Annotated in this window: 18 protein-coding genes, 1 pseudogene and 1 other annotated feature; of the genes and pseudogenes, 5 read left to right on the forward strand and 14 right to left on the reverse strand. The window is 26.4% G+C overall.

The genetic code is table 11. The annotated features are described in order from the left end of the window. Positions 1 to 18 precede the first annotated feature (18 nt). The 3 genes from H8923_RS00935 to H8923_RS00945 all read right to left on the reverse strand — a co-directional run bounded on the left by H8923_RS00935 (position 19) and on the right by H8923_RS00945 (position 2,976). Entirely contained in the window at positions 19 to 1,383 is a 1,365-nt protein-coding gene (locus tag H8923_RS00935; RefSeq protein WP_243139930.1) for a YjiH family protein, read from the reverse strand. Positions 1,384 to 1,526: 143 nt separating this feature from the next. Then, positions 1,527 to 1,741, reverse strand: a binding site (T-box leader). A gap of 137 nt (positions 1,742 to 1,878) precedes the next feature. Next, positions 1,879 to 2,502, reverse strand: a complete 624-nt coding sequence (locus H8923_RS00940; protein WP_153971480.1) for a GyrI-like domain-containing protein — start codon at positions 2,500 to 2,502, stop codon at positions 1,879 to 1,881. Between the two features lie 42 nt (positions 2,503 to 2,544). After that, positions 2,545 to 2,976, reverse strand: coding sequence for a MarR family winged helix-turn-helix transcriptional regulator (locus H8923_RS00945; protein ID WP_153971479.1), 432 nt, complete (start codon positions 2,974 to 2,976; stop codon positions 2,545 to 2,547). A gap of 161 nt (positions 2,977 to 3,137) precedes the next feature. On the opposite strand from H8923_RS00945, the gene H8923_RS00950 reads away from it, so the two are divergent. Continuing rightward, positions 3,138 to 3,623 carry a DUF2798 domain-containing protein gene (locus H8923_RS00950; RefSeq protein WP_153971478.1) on the forward strand — a complete coding sequence of 162 codons (486 nt, stop codon included), beginning with the start codon at positions 3,138 to 3,140 and terminating at the stop codon, positions 3,621 to 3,623. Between the two features lie 84 nt (positions 3,624 to 3,707). On the opposite strand, the gene H8923_RS00955 is transcribed toward H8923_RS00950, so the two are convergent. The 6 genes from H8923_RS00955 to H8923_RS00980 form a co-directional block, all read right to left on the reverse strand. Beyond that, positions 3,708 to 4,949: an MFS transporter gene (locus H8923_RS00955; RefSeq protein WP_153971477.1), complete on the reverse strand. Its 1,242-nt coding sequence runs from the start codon at positions 4,947 to 4,949 to the stop codon at positions 3,708 to 3,710. Between the two features lie 140 nt (positions 4,950 to 5,089). Continuing rightward, a complete protein-coding gene (locus tag H8923_RS00960) occupies positions 5,090 to 5,908 on the reverse strand; it encodes a MerR family transcriptional regulator (protein WP_172976710.1) in 819 nt (272 codons plus the stop codon). 104 nt (positions 5,909 to 6,012) lie between these two features. Continuing rightward, the gene (locus tag H8923_RS00965; protein ID WP_153971475.1) at positions 6,013 to 6,528 is read right to left on the reverse strand and encodes an AEC family transporter; all 516 of its coding nucleotides are present in this window, start codon (positions 6,526 to 6,528) and stop codon (positions 6,013 to 6,015) included. A gap of 27 nt (positions 6,529 to 6,555) precedes the next feature. Continuing rightward, positions 6,556 to 6,924 carry an AEC family transporter gene (locus H8923_RS00970; protein ID WP_153971474.1) on the reverse strand — a complete coding sequence of 123 codons (369 nt, stop codon included), beginning with the start codon at positions 6,922 to 6,924 and terminating at the stop codon, positions 6,556 to 6,558. Between the two features lie 127 nt (positions 6,925 to 7,051). Continuing rightward, the gene (locus H8923_RS00975; RefSeq protein ID WP_153971473.1) at positions 7,052 to 7,675 is read right to left on the reverse strand and encodes a PH domain-containing protein; all 624 of its coding nucleotides are present in this window, start codon (positions 7,673 to 7,675) and stop codon (positions 7,052 to 7,054) included. 156 nt (positions 7,676 to 7,831) lie between these two features. Further along, complete coding sequence (locus H8923_RS00980) at positions 7,832 to 9,181, reverse strand: MATE family efflux transporter (protein ID WP_153971472.1); 1,350 nt, start codon at positions 9,179 to 9,181, stop codon at positions 7,832 to 7,834. Positions 9,182 to 9,434: 253 nt separating this feature from the next. Between H8923_RS00980 and guaD the strand changes: the two genes are divergently transcribed. Beyond that, a complete protein-coding gene (gene guaD, locus H8923_RS00985; protein WP_153971471.1) occupies positions 9,435 to 10,700 on the forward strand; it encodes a guanine deaminase in 1,266 nt (421 codons plus the stop codon). A 261-nt stretch (positions 10,701 to 10,961) separates the two neighbouring features. Next, positions 10,962 to 11,792, forward strand: a complete 831-nt coding sequence (locus H8923_RS00990; protein WP_153971470.1) for an FUSC family protein — start codon at positions 10,962 to 10,964, stop codon at positions 11,790 to 11,792. An 82-nt stretch (positions 11,793 to 11,874) separates the two neighbouring features. On the opposite strand, the gene H8923_RS00995 is transcribed toward H8923_RS00990, so the two are convergent. From H8923_RS00995 to H8923_RS01005, 3 genes are all read right to left on the reverse strand, one after another. Then, complete coding sequence (locus tag H8923_RS00995) at positions 11,875 to 13,551, reverse strand: sensor histidine kinase (RefSeq protein WP_153971469.1); 1,677 nt, start codon at positions 13,549 to 13,551, stop codon at positions 11,875 to 11,877. Between the two features lie 337 nt (positions 13,552 to 13,888). Then, on the reverse strand, positions 13,889 to 14,683 hold the full coding sequence (locus tag H8923_RS01000) for an HAD family hydrolase (protein ID WP_153971468.1): 795 nt from the start codon (positions 14,681 to 14,683) through the stop codon (positions 13,889 to 13,891). Between the two features lie 105 nt (positions 14,684 to 14,788). Continuing rightward, on the reverse strand, positions 14,789 to 15,937 hold the full coding sequence (locus H8923_RS01005; protein WP_153971467.1) for a M50 family metallopeptidase: 1,149 nt from the start codon (positions 15,935 to 15,937) through the stop codon (positions 14,789 to 14,791). A 157-nt stretch (positions 15,938 to 16,094) separates the two neighbouring features. Between H8923_RS01005 and H8923_RS01010 the strand changes: the two genes are divergently transcribed. Further along, positions 16,095 to 16,652: a hypothetical protein gene (locus tag H8923_RS01010; RefSeq protein ID WP_153971466.1), complete on the forward strand. Its 558-nt coding sequence runs from the start codon at positions 16,095 to 16,097 to the stop codon at positions 16,650 to 16,652. 109 nt (positions 16,653 to 16,761) lie between these two features. Continuing rightward, positions 16,762 to 18,489 carry a carbon starvation CstA family protein gene (locus H8923_RS01015; protein ID WP_153971465.1) on the forward strand — a complete coding sequence of 576 codons (1,728 nt, stop codon included), beginning with the start codon at positions 16,762 to 16,764 and terminating at the stop codon, positions 18,487 to 18,489. Between the two features lie 96 nt (positions 18,490 to 18,585). On the opposite strand, the gene hflX is transcribed toward H8923_RS01015, so the two are convergent. Together hflX and H8923_RS17725 are read right to left on the reverse strand one after the other, a co-directional pair. Then, entirely contained in the window at positions 18,586 to 19,833 is a 1,248-nt protein-coding gene (hflX, locus tag H8923_RS01020; protein WP_172976709.1) for a GTPase HflX, read from the reverse strand. Between the two features lie 446 nt (positions 19,834 to 20,279). Next, positions 20,280 to 20,438: pseudogene (locus tag H8923_RS17725) on the reverse strand (ATP-binding protein); the annotation flags it as partial. Between the last annotated feature and the right edge of the window lie 23 nt (positions 20,439 to 20,461).

Raw genomic sequence — 20,461 nt, forward strand, 5'->3', positions numbered from 1 at the left:
ACTATACAATAATTAATTTTAAAATACAAAATTGGCAATTAAAGTTATTATTGGTAATGTAATTATAGTTCTTTCTATAAATATTACAAATAAATCTTTTATATTTAAAGGAATATCTGACTTTAATATTATTACTCCTGTTTCAGTCATGTAAATTAACTGCGTAAATGATAATGCCCCGATTATAAATCTCGTCATTTCTGACTCTATCCCTGCTGCTAACACTGATGGTAAGAACATATCAGCAAATCCTACAAGTACTGCTGGTGCAGCTTGAGTTGATTCTGGTATTTGAAGTAAATTTAAGAAAAATATTACTGGATATGAAAGTATAGTAAATATAGGAGTATACTCTGTTACTATAAGTCCTAAAGTTCCCCAACACATAACCATAGGCATTAAATTTATATATACATCAATAACTATTTTAAATCCATTTTTAATTATATCTATAAAACTATTATTTGAATTAGCCTTACTTACTCCAGTATTGAAAGCATGTTGTAATGTAGACATATTTTCAGGTACTTCTTCATTTATTTGACACTTGACCATGTATTCATCACTTATTTTACTTAATGGATAAATTCTTGGTAATACTATAGCTGCCATAAAAGATGCAAGTGATATTGTTAAATAAAATGGTAAAAATAAGTGAGATATTTTTAAGAAAGATGCTACTACTGTTGCAAATGGTAGCGATACCAGTGAGAAACATGATGATATTATTGCTGCTTCCTTCGCTGTATAATATCCTTCTTGTAGTTGCTTATTAGTAAGTACTATTCCTACAGGTCCGCTTCCTATCCATGATGCTATTGCATCTATTGCACTTCTTCCTGGCACTAAGAATAGCGGACGCATTATACCTTTTATTAAAGTTCCAAAAAAGTCCATAATTCCATAATTAAGTAGTAAAGGTAAGAAGAATCCTGATAATAAAAACCATGTTGCAAGAGTTGGCATTAAATCGAATAGTAAAGTTCCTCCAGTTGCCGGTGAATGCATGAATTCTGGTCCTACTTTGAAAAATGTACTTAAGATAAATATTGATCCTATTATACGAAAAGTTATCCATATTGGTGTTATATAAAAACATTCATTTAAAAATTCATTGTTTATTATTACTTTTGGCTTAAATATTACTGTTATTATTGAGACTATTGTAGATAATAATACTACTACTGTCATAAGGGCTGGTAGATACTCACCAAAGTATTCTTTGAATAAATCAGCCATATATCCAATTCCTATGTTTATACTACCTGCATAATTAAGTGGTAATATAAATAATATAATTCCTACCACTGATGGCATAACAAACTTTATAATTTCATTAAATTTCTTATTATTTTGTTTTTTTATTGTATTAATATTTTGCATTTCATAATCCTCCTGAATTTATAATTTTTATTTTTAGAGTTATATTCTTCTTATTCCTCCTATCTTCCATTTCTATCACCTCCTTATTTTTATAATCAAATTCATTTTCTTGTAATTAAAAAACGCCTCTTGGTTTATTAAAACCAAGAGACGATTATCCGCGTTACCACTCTTATTGAAAATTATATTTATTTATAATTTTCCTCTCAAACTCTTAAGGCGAGTAACCTATCATCATACTTAATTTCCGATGATATCCTCCAAGGCTCTCTTCATTGTAAACTTAATTATTAGGCTCACACCAACCCTAACTCGCTGAAACTTTATTTACATTTACTCTCCTCTTCATTGGATTAATTTAATATTTTGTTATTTAAATAATATATTCAATCTTTAGAATTGTCAATATATTTTAAAATATTTTTTCTATAGATATTATTCAAAATCTATATATATTAAAACATTCACATTTATTTTATTTAGATTAATCCATTTCTATTTAGATTCAACCATATATCGTAATACTGTTTTTAGTTTTTCTTGAGATGTTTTTCTAAAATCAGATATGTAAATTTCTCTATGTGCTTTATTTTTTATTAATAAGTTATTATCTTCACAAAACTGTTTCATTACTTCAAAAGTCTTATACTCATCATCAAAAGGTCCTATATGCATCATTTGAACGCACATACCTTCATCAATAGTACAAAATTCAACTTCATCTAGTAAAATATTTTTATTCTTCTTTTTTACAATATCTATAGCTTCTTGAAATACACCTTCATTAACAAATTTTGGCTGTCTAATCATTATTGTATATACCAAATTATTTTTATCAAATACTTCATCATTTCTAGATTCTTCTTTCAAATCCCATATGCCTTCTAAAGGGTATACAGTATAGTCGAAGTATCCAATTGGAGTTATTCCTTTTTTAGGCATCATTTTTATAGCATAAGCCAATGAGTATAAAGTACCTACTTTTTCAGAAAACTCTTCACTATTTGGATTTCCACTTCCTTTTATTTGAATAAATTTTAACTTTTCCATATTTACTATTTCAGGTTTAGTTATTGGCATGTAATAATTTTTTTCTTTTTTTCTCCATTCATGTTTCATATTTGTTCTCCTATTCACTTTACTTAAGTAAATCATCTCACTTTACTTTTTAATCCACTCTTTGCTTAAGCAATCTTTTAATATTTTAAAATTATCTTCTCCTATAGAATTTATAATCTCATCCTCAAATTTTTCTTTTAAAATTAATGTCTCCTTGCAAAATCTCATTCCTTTTTCAGTTAGATAAAGTAACTTATCTCTAGCATTTGTATCTTGATTTTCTATTATAATATATCCTCTTTCAGCTAAACTTTTTGCACTTTTGTGAGCTCCTTGACGTGAAATCCCTATTATTCTTGCAGTCTGTGCTACCGTTAATTCATTTTTTTCTATCAATGCTAACATATATGATTCTGTATCACTAACTCTTTCTTCTCCCATTTTGATCCAAGTTTCTATAACCAACCTTCTTAATTTTGCATGTTTTTCACTTATTAAATCTATTATATTTAGACTTTGAAAATCTGAATTCATCTTAATTCTCCTTTGTCTTAATTAAGTACTATATTTATATTATATATAATTTGTCAAATAAATAATGTATTTTAGTAAACTTAGTTGACTTTTTTTGCAAAAAGATGATATTATACTTTAGTCAACAAAGTTGACAATATAATAAAACAGAGGTAATTAACTTGTTTAAAAATAAGAAGGAGAAATTTATATTTATATTAATGATATGTACATCAATGGTATTTATTATGAGTTGCTATAATGTAGCTATGATTGAAGGATTTTCATCAAATACATTTAAGCATGCTTTAATGGGATTCCCACTAGCTTTTATCTATGCATTAATTGGAGATATATTCATAGTTGGTAGAATTGTAAAAATTATCACAAGTAAAATATTGAAAGCAAATGATAGTATGACAAAAGTAGGAATATGTATGTCATTTTTCACAGGATGTGGTATGGTTATTTGGATGTCATTTTTTGGGGTAGCTACTAATATGGGATTTGGACCTAACTTTATTTCTGATTATGGTATGGCAATAATTACAAACTTTATTTTTGCTATTCCATTAAATTTACTAATTATTTCCCCTTTAATGAGACTTTTATTCTTCAAAATGTTTCCACCTATTGCAAATGGTAATATTCAAAGAAATGCTGTATAATAAAAAACCGTATCAAAAATAAGTGATACGGTTTTTTATTATGATATTTTATCTTATTATATTTTTCAAATAAATTTTCATATTTTATTCAAAATTTTCATCAATTTTATTAATATAGTTTGATTCTAATACTTTATCATCATCGAATAAACCTCTTTTACATTCTATATAAAGCATTACAAAGCATATTAGGAATATTAGACTTGCTATAGAAAAAGCAGCTACTATTGAATAATGCTTCATGATTAATCCTGATAAAATAGAAGATATCATAATCCCAAAATACATCAATGTTGAAGTAAATCCATTTATTCTACCTAAGTATTCTTGTTCTGTTTGTTTAGTCATTAATGTCATTACATATCCACTTAATATTCCTCCAATAACATTATCTATAAACTGTAAAACCATTGTAAGTAGTGGAATAGTTGAATATCCTTCAATAAATACAGTTATCGAAAATACACCAATTAAAGAATATACTATTTTAATATTTTTTAAATACTTGGATAATAGAATATAAGCTCCTCCACCAACTATAACTCCAACTCCTGCTATACCTGAGAAGAATTGATAAAATTCTTCATTTAGACCTAGTCTTTGTGTTACTAAAAATATATCTAAATTTCCAGCTATCCCTATTGCAAATGAAATTAATAAAAACATTCTAGCAAAAACTTTTAATATTCTTTTTTTATTTAAATAATCAAAAGTAAGTTTAATATCTTCTATTAATCCAGCACTTTCTATTTTTTCAAATTTTTTATTGGGTAATGTATATATAAGTATTATAGATGCTAAAAACATAAAAGATATAATTAGTAATGTTTTTCCTATTCCAAAAGTAAAATAAAAATATGACCCTAAAAATGGACCTATTATAGGAAATATTGAACTCAATAGCTGAGACATACCTATTGCTGAATCAATATCTTTATCTTCTACAAATTCTTTAAAATACTTTTGTGATGCAGGATATGAAAACTGAGTAACTATAGCTGATATTAGTACCGTTATAAATATAGCTATAATATATCCTTTATTTATTAAAGAACCTAATATCACAAATGAAATAAAACTAAGAGAATCACCTAATAGCATTAATCTTTTAGGGTTGTATTTATCTGCAATTATTCCTCCTAAAAAAGTAAATAAAAACATGGGTACCATCTCTATAAAATTTAAAGATGATACTGCCATAGGGTCACCATTAGTTACATCCATCATAAAAAACATTATAGATATATTTCTTATCCATATAGCTGCTTGTTGTATTATGTCTGTAATCAAAATTGTTGTAAATACCTTATTTTTTAATAAATTCAAAATTTTAACCTCCTACTTCTTTATGTCTACATTTATTTTAAAGAGTAGAGTAGGTCTACAGTCAATATATTTTTCAATAATAAAGTCATTAGAAACATAAAGTAAAATCTCCACTTCAGTAACTCAATCAAAACTAACTTTTAAATTTCTAAAATTATTTTCACATAATATTCCTTTTCATTATTTTTTTTATGTAAAATAAATTCGTACATTACATATGCATTTGTAGGTTTATTTTTATTAAAGTGTTTATTAAGAGATATTATGTAATCATTTATTTCATTTTCATTTCCATAAAAGTAAGTTGAAACTACTTTACTATTTATAGATTTCCTAATAACGTCTATTTTACTTTCTTTTATATATTTTTGTATTAGATCTGTATTATTCTTATTTTCCTTTATATAAATTTCATATTCATTTTCTTTTAACTGATTATTATCTAATATCTCATAATTATAGAAATACTCCTCTTCATCAAAACCTAAACTTTCATCTAAATCTTGTAGAAACTCCTTATAAAAACTTCCATTATATATGTTTTTTAAATTAACTCCATAAAGATACATAAATTCTTCATATATTTTTAATTTGCTAAGATCATATTTATTTTCAAAATCTATAATTTTATCTAGTTCTTCCTTTGCCTCTTGTAAATGTTTTTGTTTTATTTTTAATTCTTCTATTTGCTTTATTATAGATTGTTCTTGTTTTTCAACAAGATTTTTATACTCTTTTAAATCTTCACTTTCTATTGTTTCTTTTATTTCGGCAAGAGGTATTCCAAGATATTTGGTTTCTAGTATGAGCCCAAGCTTTTCTAAATCTCCTTCATAGTAGTATCTATATCCGTTATTTTTATCAACCTCAGGTTTTAAGATTCCAATTTTATCATAATGCCTTAATGTATCTTTGCTTATTTCAAATAATTTGCTTACTTGTCCTATTGAAAACTTCAATTTTACCATCCCCTATTTCTTATCTGATTATTATATACTATAAAGTAAGTCTATAATATATAATTTTTTATATCTATAAATTTTCTTTTTATATTTTTTATTTATTATTTTATTATAACAATCATTATTAGAAAAGAAATTACTGAAAATAATGTAGTTAAAAAAAGTAGTACAGATGCGTATCCTCTATCTTTTTCAAAGCTTTCTGCAAATATTGGTGCCATAGCTGCTGTTGGCATTGAAGACAATAAAACCATGACTTTAATTACTTTTAATGGACCTGGTAGTAATAGTAAAACAAAATATATTAAAATCGGAATTATTAAAAGTTTTATAACTACACCATAGTATAAACTTAAGTCTTTTATATAATCTTTTATATTTATATTTGCTATTATTGCTCCTACTATTAACATTGATAATGCAGATGTAATACTACCAACTGTTTCTATTGGATTTAGTATAATTGATGGTAAATTTATTTTAAATATCATAATTAATATTCCTATACAGACAGCTATAATAGATGGGTTAGATATTACTTTCTTTATATTTTCTTTTTTTACCCCTCCTGTAAATAGTGATACTCCATATGTCCATACGAATATTGTAAATATCATATTAAATACTGATGCATAAATTAATCCCTATTTTCCATATATTCCTTCTATTATTGGAAATCCTATAAATCCACAATTTGAAAATACATTAGAAAATTGAAGAATATATCTATTTTCTGATTTTATTCGTTTTAATAATATTTTAGATATTATTACACTAATTATAAAAGTTATAATACTATAATAAAAACATTTCATTACATTTATTTTTAATTCATCACTATATGTAATATTAAATGAAGATATTATAAGCAATGGAAGAGATATTTTTAAAAGAATTTCTGTTATTCCTTTGTTTATTTCATCTGTTATTATATCTTTTTTTCTTGCGTAAATTCCAATTAGCATTATTATAAATAAAGAAATTATTCCTTCATACACAGATATATTGTTCATAAACTCATTCTCCCTAATATTAAATTATTCATCTATTAATAATATTTTAAGATAGTCTATAAATATGATGATAAAATAATAAAAGGCATATCTGATTCTATAATAAGAAAAAGATGTGCCCTTATAATTAATTATTTATATATTTCTCAAATACTTGTCCAAAGTCCTTATTGCTAAATTGCTCTTTCATATTATTCATCCAACTAAAGTTAAATTTAGTAATGTCTTCAAGAGTTAAAGCAACATTTCCTTCTATTCTACTTTTACTTACTGCTTCGTTCGCCATATTTAAGCTATTGATTCCATTTTCATAAGACTTATTATTCTTATGTTGTATTTTGCCTATCTCAAATAAAGCCTTATATAAATCTTTTAACTGTTCTATCTGTTTTTTATCAACATCTATACTAAATGAGTTATTCCCAAAACTAAATTTTATTTCTACATCTAAATCTACTGTTCCAGCAGTTTCTAATGTAACCGAATGAACATTTTCAGAGTAAAACTCATGTCTTTTTACTACTCTTTTTTTACTTACTGCACTTTCACCATCTACATGGATTAGTCCTAAGTTTGTAAATACATATTCATCTGTTTTAGATTTAATTACGAAGTATATTTTTTCTCCATCTTCGTGCATTATATAATCGTCTCCATCAACTTTATTAAAGTCTTGTGGTGCTATTATTTTCCCTATATCAGATAATCCTAATGTATCTGCAGCCATTTTCCCAAATATATTTCCAGCCATACTGTCCTCCTAAATATTATGCTTTTTTTATATTATATCATAATTTATTTTAAATAAATCCTACTATGATTATTATAGTTTTATAATCATCAAAATACTTCAATGAATATCTATTTATATTGTAATAAATAATTTAATTTCCTAAAAAAAGTATTGCTATATAGCAATACTTTCTTTTTCTTTTGTTATTTGTTTTATCTTACTTTTATAAGCTAATCCTAAAGGAACTGCTGCTGCTATCCATGCAATTGGATCTGATAAGCATATACCTGTAAATCCAATATACTTTGGTAATGTAAAAGCAACTATACATCTTGCCACTAATTCATATACACCAGCCATCATTGGTACAAATGATTCACCCATACCTTGAAGTACATTTCTATATATAAATATAGCTCCTAAGAATATCATAAATACTGCTGCATAATTCAGTACTTCTTGTGTATATCCAATCATTTCAGCAGTTGGATTTTCTACAAATATCATTACAAAGTATTTCCCAAAGAATACTAATATTGCTCCTGCAATTAAGCTAGTAACTATGGAAATATAATTCATTATCTTCATTCCATTTACTATACGATCAAATTTCTTAGCACCTAAATTTTGACCTGCATAAGTTGCTATTGTAACTCCGTATGATATTAATGGTTGCATAACTAATTGTAGTACTTTTGATGATGCTGTATATGATGCTATTACAGTTGAACCAAAAACATTTACTGCACTTTGAATTATTATTACCCCAACTGCAGTTACTGAGAATTGTAATCCCATTGGTATAGCAATGTTTAAATGTTTTTTATAATAGCTTTTTTCTACTTTAAAATCTTCCTTTTTAAGTCTTAAAACTTTAAATTTCTTATAACTATAAATAATACATAATATTGCAGAAAGACCCTGAGCTATGTTAGTAGCATATGCAGCACCTGCAACACCCATTTTAAAGTTAACGATAAATACTAAGTCTAAAACTATGTTAAGTATTGAAGATATTATTAAGAAGTATAATGGAGTTTTACTATCTCCTAACGCTCTTAATATACCTGCAGCCATATTATAAGCTGTTTGAGTAAATATACCTGCATATATTATAGTTATATATGTGTTTGAATCATTAAAAATATTTTCTGGAGTATTCATTAGTTTTAGTACAGTATTTTTTAATAATAAAGCAATTACTGTAATTATAATTGTCGAGATTATTGTTAATGTAATGTTACTAGCTACAGATTTTCTAACTCCTTCTTCATCTTTAGCTCCAAACTTTTGAGAAACTAAAACTGAAAATCCACTTGTAAGCCCAAGTATCATACCATTTACTAGGAAAAACATTGAACCTGTAGAACCTACTGCAGCAAGTGCATCAACTCCTACAAATCTACCAACAATTATGGTATCTACCATGCTATATAATTGTTGAAATATATTCCCTATTAATAATGGTATGGAAAACAATATAAAAATTTTAAGGGGACTTCCCTTTGTCATGTCATTAGTCATAATTCACCTCTATTATAATAATATATAAATTAACCTTAAATATTGATTATATATACCTTTTCATACCTGTGTCAAACAAAAAATCTACTATATAAAAAATACTATATTGACAAATATTATATAACCATTTAACTAAACGTTTTCTAAATATATTGATAAGTTTTTTTAACAAAAAATAAAAAATATTGGTTTGTTAATATATTCCATAAAATATATAATAATATAAGACAATAAAAATTAAGGGGAATTTATAATGGAAAATATAAAAATATATAAGGGAGATATAGTTTTTACAAAACAAACTGATTATTTCGAATGCTTTAAAGATGGATATATTGTTGTTAACAACAATAAAGTATATGGCACTTATTCTTCTCTACCAGAGGAATTTGAGAACTTAGAAATTATAGATTATAGTAATAATCTTATAATTCCAGGATTTGTAGATTTACATACACACGCTCCACAATTTGAAAATCGAGGTTTAGGGCTTGATAAAGAACTTATACCTTGGCTAGAAACTTATACATTTATAGAAGAAAGCAAGTTCAAAGATATAGATTATGCTAGAAATGTTTACTCTTCTTTTGTAGAAAAATTAAAAGAAAACGGTACTACAAGAGCTGTTTTATTTAGTAGTATACATAAAGAAGGAACAAAAATTCTATTTGATATAGTTCATTCATCTGGCATATCTGCATTTATAGGAAAAGTAAATATGGATAGAAATTGTCCTGATTATATAAAAGAAGATACTTATGAATCTTTAAACGATACCATTGAAATAATTAATGAGTATGCTAATAAATATCCATTGGTAAAACCTATAATTACGCCCAGATTTATTCCGACTTGTTCTGATAAAATGTTAATAAGTCTAGGGAGAATTGCCAATGAACATAATTTAAAAATCCAATCTCATCTTTCTGAAAATCAAGGGGAGATAGATTGGGTGTCAGAACTTCATCCCCAAATAAAGGGATATGCAAATGTATATAATTCCTTTGGTTTATTAAAGCCTAAAAATACAATAATGGCTCATTGCGTATACAGTGATGAAAATGAAATGAATATTTTAAAAGAAAATGGTGTATTTGTGGCACATTGTCCAGCTTCTAATACTAATTTATCTAGTGGTATAGCTCCAATTAAAGATATGCTTAATAATAATTTAAACATTGGTCTTGGTTCTGATATCAGCGCAGGTCACGAGATTTCTATGACTAAAGTTATGGTCCTTGCAGCTCAACTATCTAAAATAAAGTGGATTTATAACAATCGTAATAGCTCATTTTTATCTACTTCAGAAGTATTTTACCTTGCAACTAAAGGTGGTGGACAATTCTTTGGAAAAGTTGGTAGTTTTGAAAAAGATTATGAGTTTGATGCACTAGTTATTGATGATAGTAATTTAAGCAAACTTGATTTATCCCTTGAAGAAAGAATTCAAAAATTCATTTATATTGGTAATCATACAAATATAAAAAAGATATATGTATGTGGAAATGAAATAAAATAATATCTCATATGGTGAATTTATATAAAGTAGATATCCATCAAAGTTTTATTACTTATCTTTGATGGATATTTATTTTTTTATTTCACAAAATATATTATATTATTCAAAATAATACTATTAGTTATTTTAATTTATTATATTTATCAATTATTTTAACTTTATTTATAGATATGTAATAAAATATAAAGTATAATATCACTATCTATTGTATAAACATTACGAAGGGAGTTATATAAGGAAAACAATACCTTAGAATTTTCTATGAAAAAAATAGGACTTAGAACAATAAAAACAGGAATAGCTGTGTTTTTAGCAACACTAGCTGGATATTATGGCTTAGTTGAAACTCCAGTATATACAGTATCTGTTTGTATATTTTCTATAAAAAATACAATGAAAAGCTCTATATCAGATGCTAGATCGCGTATAGTAGGAACTTTATTAGGAGGTTTTATAGGATATATATTTGCTCTTTTAACTCATGGAGAAGTTATCTCTACTGCCATTGGCGTTGTTCTTATTATACATCTATGCAATTTATTTAGAATATCTGATTCAGCTGGTATTGCATCGGTAACATTTACAGCAATACTTATTGGAATTGGACAGAATGATCCTCTAACCTACTCTATATTCCGTACTGTTGATACTTTGATAGGTTTATTAATAGCCCTAGCAGTTAATTATGGAGTAAGCCGTCATAATCATCTAAAATATATTTCTTCCGCTTTTAATTCAGTCCACGTTGATTGTATAGATCTGGTATCCGATATGGTATCAAAAAATAATTTTAGTGAATATCCTAAGTATGAAGGATTATTCGATGATTTAAAAAATTATTATAATCAACTTTTGGATGAGATTACATATGCTAATAAAGATGCTGATTTAACTGAAATCAAAGAATATTTTAGTATTTTCGAACAATTACTTCATCATGTTCATGGCCTATATTTACTTGAGAATAATTCCTTGGACAAATCCAATTGGTCTGAAGATGCTATTTATAAATATCATTTAGATAGCATTTCTCAACTTTTGTCTATATCTTTACTTACGGAACTCAATTTTGACTTAATCCTCGACTTATAATAGTTGATGTTAGCAACACAAAATACTATAAATAAGTCTATTACAACTTATTCATAGTATTTCTGTGTTGTATTCTATTTCATTATTTATATATATCGGAAAACTCTATGTCACATTTTTCAATTTTATTACTATTTAACTTATTATTACGTTCTCTAATTTCACAAGAGTTCACTAAATTATTTGGAATACTAAAATCAAATATAGTTCCTATTCCTACCTTACTTTTCACAGAAATATCTCCTCCGTGCATATCAACTAAAGATTTAACTAAAGATAATCCTATACCGCTTCCCTCATAACTACGAATTAATAAGTCATCAACCTGCTCAAATCTATTAAATATATTTGATAGTTTACTATCCGGTATTCCATGTCCATTATCTTCTACCGATATATTTACCTTATCGATTCCTGTATTTACATTTACATATATAGTTCCTCCACTGTCTGTATTTTTAATAGAATTAGATAATAAATTTAATAATATCCTTTCTATCTTATCAGAGTCACAGGTAATAACTAATTCCTCGCAATCTGTATCAAAAATCAGATTAATATTTTTTCCTTTAGCATATTCTGCAACAGACAGACTTATATCTTCTACTACATTTACTATGTTATAGCTATTAAGTTCTAATTTATAATAACCTGCATCTATCTTACTCATATCAATTAAATTATTTACCATTCTTAAAAGTCTATACGAATTTTGTTTTATAAGCTTTGAATAGTTGTCTATATCAACTTTATTTGCCGTATATATATTTCCCTTATTAATATTCATATCGAGTAATTGGATGGTTCCAAGAATTATATTTAGAGGTGTTCTAAATTCATGGGATAAATTAGCAAAGAACTGATTTTTTAAGTTTTCTGATTCTATTTCTTGCTTTAGTTTAATTATTCTTTTTTCTTCTTTTTTCTCTACACTTACATCTCTAACAGCTACTGCTACTAATCCCACCTCTATTACATTCTTAATATTCCATCTTAACCATTTATATCGTCCATCTTTACACTTTACTCTATTTTCGATAGTAGTAACCTCTGTTGTGATTTTATTTAAGCATTCCTTAAAACTCTCCTTGTATCTATCATGTATAATATTTAATATATTGTTACTTATTAATTCATTAGGTTCCCATCCTATTATCTTGCTACATGAATCATCTACCATTACTAGATTTCCTTCTTTGTCTAATGTTCCAATGAAATCTGTAGATAAATCTAAAAATAACTTAATATCCTTTTGCACTAATTCGCAATTATATATTATATTTATTAATTCATTTATTAAATTCTCTATATCAATATTTTTAAATATATCTTCTATTGCAACATCCGATTTTAATTTTAATTTTATATCTTCTAATAATTCTATACAATACTGTTGATTATTTAACTCGTTTTCTATTCTATCATTTGCCTTTCCTTGACATATCTCAAAGTTTGATTTTTCTATCTTATATACGTATACGTAATATATTACTTCTTTATCTTGAACGTGTTTAATTAATTTACTATATAGCTTTAGATATTTCTTATCAATAAATACTCTTAGAATAGTAGTATACATATTATTATCTTTTAAATTAATAACTATTTCTTCTTCGCTCGATGAATCTAATCTAAATTTTTGTATATTATTTTTTTCTATTCCAACTTCTTTTAGAAAACTTTCATTACAAAATTTAAAATGAAAATTTTTATCTAATACTACAATATAGTCATTTAGTATGTTTAGAAATTCTTTCATAGTTCATCTCCTTTCGATCCATCCCTACTATATAGTGCATAATTCAACATTTTCTCTAAATATCCTTTATTTTCTACAAAAAAAATGAAGTAGCATTCTACTTCACCATAATCTATAATTTATATCACGTTCTTACTTCTAGTATTTGATTGAGTTATTCTTAGATAATTTGTTCTTCTTTATATTTATGTATGCATCTTCCTTCTTTAAAGTTTTTGATATTTCATTCATACGTATTTCTCTCCATCATTTTTATGCATACTTATATATTAGCATATTTATAGAATTGTAACTTTGAATAAGGAGATAAGTTTCAATAATGAAGCTAATAAATATTTTAATCCATTACGAATTTCTTTATACCTACAGCTACTCCATCATTTTGAACTGAATCGGTAATTTTTTTTGCGATCTTTTTAACTTCATCAGAGGCATTTCCCATAGCTATACCGCAACCAACAGTTGATAACATCTCTATGTCATTTTTTCCATCGCCAAATGCAAAAGTATTCTCAATTGGTATATCTAGGTATTCTATTGCCTTTAAAATTGCCGTACCCTTAGTATTTTTCTTTAAATATAACTCAAGCGCTCTTTTGTTTACACTACTAAAATAATCACATTCTGGATTACTTTTAGCAAGTGACAAACATAAATCCATAGACTCATCATCTGGACATAACATTTCTACTTTATGTATATCTACATCTTCAAGATTAAATTTTCCAGTTAAATATTTCCTTGAAATACCTAACCCATCATAATAGGCATAAAATTCTTTACAATGTTCTTTCATATACGAGTATAGTTCACCTTGCAAAATATACTGAATATTATTCTTTTCAAATTCTTTAACTAAGTCTTTTATAAATTCTTTATCAATAGGCTCACTGTGTATAGTTTCATTGTTAATTAATACGTGAGCACCATTTGCTAATATAAAACCATCAAATCCAAAATTTAATATATTTTTATCTAAAAGTGCATATGGTCTACCTGTTGCGATGAATACATAATCTCCATTTTCTTGAAGCGATTTTATCATTTTTTTTACCTTTGGAGTAATATCTAATATTCCATCCATACAATCTAAAAGTGTTCCATCTATATCAAAAAATACTGCTTTCTTCATGACTCCTCCACCTTTGTTTTTATAAAATAATTTCAATTCTATCTATTTTATCTTAAAAAAGATTTATAAAACAGTCAATTAAATATTATTATTCTAATAGATAATCTAACATTTCATTCTTTTATAGTTTGTTACAAAATCAATTATTTCAAGTTCACTTTCAATTTCAGATTTTACAGGATAAGTTTTCTTAACTTTTTCAATTTCGTTTAATATTCTATTAACTTTTTCAAGATCTTTTTCGATTATCAAAGCATAAGCATAATTTAATCGTTTTCTTGTTATATAGCAATCTGTTGCTTTTATATATGATTTTAGTTTTTTTGTATATAAATCATTAATTATTTCTTCATTTTTTTCACCTATTATTTCGTAAAAAAGTAATTCACATTTTATCTCATTTTCATATAAAGGAATTATTTTTGGAAAATAATTTAGTAAAAATTCATAACAATCTTTTGCTTTATCAAATTCTAATTTATCATGATAATAATTCGCTTCAAGACATTTAATACTAGATACAAGGGGATTGCTAAAGTCTGCATTCTTATCAATTAAAAACCACTCTAATGGCATATCTTTTATTCTTATCCCTTTATGTAGTAGACCATTTACTTTTAACTGCATATAAAAGCAATACTTCATAAGGTCATTTTTTATAATAGATACTAAATTATAACCATCATTGGCTACTCCACTTATTTTCATGGGTACACCATTAGTTATAAAAATTAGTATACCTGCAATAACCATAGAAATTAAAGCTATATATACATATGAGTTACCTTTAAATACTGTATATAAAATAAAAAATATAACTGAGACTATTAAGTTCATTAATACTCCACCTAAATTATATAAAATATAATGACACTCTTTATAATTATCATTTTTAGGCATTAACAGGCATTGACCACCTGTTCCTTTTATGCTAAATTTCTTTATAGCAAATTTCCCATCTTCTTTTACTAATGTTAGACTTCCAACTCTAAATGATACAAATTCGTATCCTGATAATAGTCCACATATTAAATGTCCAGCTTCATGTAGTATTATCTGAATGAAAAATGCTAATATAAAAATTCCAATACTTATCACAAGTTTAATAATATCCATACTTGATTCAGCATCACTAGAAGGTAATATGTATCCCCATAAAAATCCTCCTATAGATCCAATTAGCATCATAAATATAAATAATGCTACTTTCTTTATCTTTTCTTTATTTTGTGTTTTTTTATTGTTAGATTTCATAACTCACTCCTTTTTGTTTATTAGCATAAAATAGGTATATTTAATTGTATCATAAATTTATCAATATCCTTTGAAGGCTTAAAACTTTTTTACTATATATTGTTTCTTAGTTATATTTATCTGAAAATTAAAATATCTTAATAGGGGGTGAAATAAAATGCTACTGAGCCGTGACAAAGACAAGATTTTAGAGAAAATCCTAAAAAGCTACGAAAGTTATTATGACATAGAAAGCTATCAGGAAAGCGATGTACCACTTGTAGCAAAATGTGAATTTCATGTTCACAATGAAAAATTTGTTCTAACAAAAAAAGCAAAGCTATGGGATGCAGATGCCAATGAGTATGTATATATCTTTAAAACAAGCAATTTAACTAATGAACTTTTTACGATATGTAAAAATTTTGCATATACAAATGGCATGAATCTAATTAACCCCAAGCCTGGTCATATGTATTCTTATATAACAACAATATTTATTTGCGATTCTTGTGATAAAGAAGCTGAAAGAACGCTAAAAAAGTGTAAAATCTTTAAAAACTTCAAATTTTCTATTCATGGATGGATGGACTATCATATCACTTGCATTAATTTAGAGAAATCTAAAATATATGGCAATAAAAGTGCAAGGGGAACAACTAAATTTTTAGAAGATTTATTAATAGAGCGCTCTTCTACTTTTAAAGGTGTTAAAAGAAGATTTAAACAAACATAATTAATAATTATAAATCAAAATAAACTTAAGACTAAATTTAATTTCACCTTTTAAAAATTTACTTATAATTAAGTTTTATGAAAATTAATTATAAAAAGGAGGGTATTTTATGAATGCAGCACTTATATTAATAATTGGTATTGTTATTTTATTTATTGGCTATGTTACTTACGGTAAATGGTTAGCTGAAAAATGGGGACTTGACGAGAAGCACACTACACCTTCTCATGAATTAGAAGATGGTTTGGACTATGTACCTGCAAAGGCACCTGTTCTTTTAGGTCATCACTTTTCTTCTATAGCTGGTGCTGGTCCAATTAATGGCCCCATTCAAGCAGCTGTATTTGGATGGATTCCAGTTGTTCTTTGGATTTTAATTGGTGGTATATTCTTTGGTGCAACACATGACTTTGGTGCTTTATTAGCATCTATACGTCATAAAGGTCAATCAATAGGAGAAGTTATAGGCCAAAATATTGGCTCTCGTGCTAAAAAATTATTTATTATATTCTCTTACTTAACATTACTATTGGTTGTAGCAGCTTTTGCATCAATAGTTGCAGATACTTTCAAAGCCACATTTACTGATTCTGGAGCAATTGATTATGCTGCTAGTGCAACAAATGCATCTACAGCAATGATTTCTTTATTATTTATTATAGTTGCTATTGGATTTGGATTTTTTGTTTATAGACGTAACGCATCTTTAGGTGTATCAACTATTATTGGTGTTATATCAATAATTATTTGTATAGCTATAGGTATTAACTATCATCCTATTTATTTAAGCTCAAATGCTTGGATGGTTATCATCGGCATTTATATTTTAGTTGCATCTGTAACACCAGTTTGGATTTTACTTCAACCTCGTGACTATTTAAGTTCATTCTTACTATATGGTATGATTGCTCTTGCTGTAGTTGGCATCTTAGGTTCTCATCCAACATTAGATATACCTGCATTTACTGGATTCGTTGATACAATTGCACCTACAGGAACATCTCTTGGATATTTATTCCCTGCTTTATTTGTAACTATAGCTTGTGGTGCTATTTCAGGATTCCACTCTTTAGTTGCATCTGGGACTACTGCAAAACAATTGGATAATGAAAAAGATGCTCGTCCTATAGCTTATGGTGCTATGTTAGTAGAATGTGCACTTGCCTTAATCGCAGTTTGTGCAGTTGGATACATTTGGAAAGATTATTCAACAGGAACAACAGTAACACCTACTGTTGTATTTGCAACTGGTATAGCTTCTATGTTAAGTAAAATACCTGGTCTTGGTGGGGTTTATAACACAGCTTACTCTTTATTAGTATTAACTGTTTCTGTTTTCTGCTTGACTTCACTTGATACAGCAACTCGTCTAGCTCGTTATATGTTCCAAGAGTTCTGGCTTGCTCCTGGAGAAAGTATCGAAGAAGTTTCAGGATTTAAAAAGACTATAACTAATCCATATGTAGCAACACTAATTACAGTAGCATTAGGAATAGGTCTTGGTCTTACTGGTTATGCAAATATCTGGGCATTATTTGGAGCTGCCAACCAATTACTAGCAGCACTTGGATTACTTGCTGTTGCAGCATGGATAGGTAACCTTGGTAGAAATAATAAAATGTTATTCTTCCCAATGATATTTATGTTAGTAGTTACAGTTACATCTTTAGTATTTACTATTAAATCTAATGTATTTACAATAGTTGCTGGGGGAGCTGCACTTGGTTGGTGTTATATACGTATAACCCTTTCTGTACTTCTTATTATATTAGCAGTAGTCCTTATGATTGAAGGTGTTAATACTATTAGAAAACAATTTAAAACTAAAAAAATATAATTTTTAACTTATATTCATAAAAACTATAACAATAAAAAAACTGAAGGAAACACTCCTTCAGTTTTTTATATTTTAATCTTAAGTATATATTTAGTTTTAATTATTCACTTCAAATTCCTTATATTTATTATAACTACTAAGGCTTAACTCTATATCTAAAACTGTTCCATCTTCTGTGTATTCAGTATTAAATATAGTTGAGTTTTGATTTAAATAAGATAGTACCTTACCTTTTGAGTAAGGAATCATCATTTTGCAATTTACATAATCCGAAAATATATTTTTACTTATTTTTTCTATTAACTCGTCTATTCCTATATTGTTTTTGGCAGATATACATACTCCATTTTCTCTGTCAGCTATATCTAACAAATCAATTTTATTATATACGTAAATTACAGGGATATTATCTGCACCAATTTCTTTTAAAGTATGATTAGTTATATCTATATGATTTTCAAAACTTGGATTAGATATGTCCACTACATGTAATAATAAATCTGCTTCACAGATTTCTTCTAATGTCGATCTAAATGCTTTTACCAACTCATGAGGTAAATCACTTACAAATCCAACTGTATCAGATAATAAAAATGATTTATTATTATATAACTTTATATTTCTAACATAAGTTTCAAGAGTTGCAAATAACATATCTTTCTCAAATACCTTTTTATCATCATTTTTCATGAATTTGCTAACTAAAGCATTCATTATCGATGATTTTCCAGCATTTGTATAACCTACTAATGCTACACTTGGTATTTCTGATTTTTTTCTTTTGTTTCTTTGAGTTTCTCTTTGATATTTTAAAGTTTCTAATTCCTTATTTAAATCATATATTTTCTCTTCTATCTTTCTACGGTCAAGTTCTAACTTTTTCTCTCCTGTCCCCTTATTTTTAGTTCCTACGCCTCCACTTTGACGTCCTAACTTTGTATTAGCCCCTATCAATCTAGGAAGTTCATATTTAAGTCTTGCAACCTCTACTTGAAGCTTAGCCTCTCTAGTTTTTGCTCTACTTGCAAATATCTCTAAGATTAGAGCTGTTCTATCAACAACATCACATTTTACCTTACCCTCAATATTTTTTATCTGTGACGCTGATAATTCATTGTTAAAGATTAAAATATCAACTTCTAAGGAAGATACATAAGCTATTAACTCATCAACTTTACCACTTCCTATATAGAATGTTGAATTTACTTTTTTTGAATTTTGCGTAACTTCTCCAACTACTTCAATATTACAAGCCTCACATAGATTTTTAAGTTCTATCATTGATTCCTCAAAATTATCTATGTTATTTATATTAACTCCTACTATAATTCCTCTTTGTTTCATATTCATAATCTCCTCTGCTTTAGCTATTTAACTTTTTAGAATGCTCAGGATTATGACTTTTTATCTTTTAAATATTAGCCACAATCCGTGTACTATCCTCTTAATCTTATAAAATGATTACATACTCTATTCATTTTCTGTTCCTCCTTAATCTTGTTTAGGTGAATTTTTATAAAAAAAACTATCTTAAAGCAATATATTATATCTTTTGCTCTAAGATAGTTTGATTAATTTATCTTATTATAAATTATAGTTTAAATTTTTATATAAGAGCAATGTATTTTATTTTTATTGTTTAAGTTTAATAAAGTTTTCATATCATTGCTCCTTTCTTATTAATTAATTTACTCTATTGTATATTAAAATTATTACAATGTAAATACCTTCCCCTGTATATAATTTTTAATATTATGATTCATACTAATTTGTATAATTATCTTAGTACTTTATCTATTGTCATGTTCTTTATTTACATTTTGTTTTTCTGGTAATAAAATAACAAACTCACTACCTTTTCCTAATTCACTTTCTACAAAAATGTTTCCCTTATGAAGCTCAATCAATTGTCTAGTTAATGTTAATCCTAGACCTTTTCCACCATGCTCTTCTGAACTATATTTATAATTTC

This window comes from Romboutsia faecis, assembly GCF_014323405.1.
Lineage (GTDB): Bacteria > Bacillota > Clostridia > Peptostreptococcales > Peptostreptococcaceae > Romboutsia_E > Romboutsia_E faecis.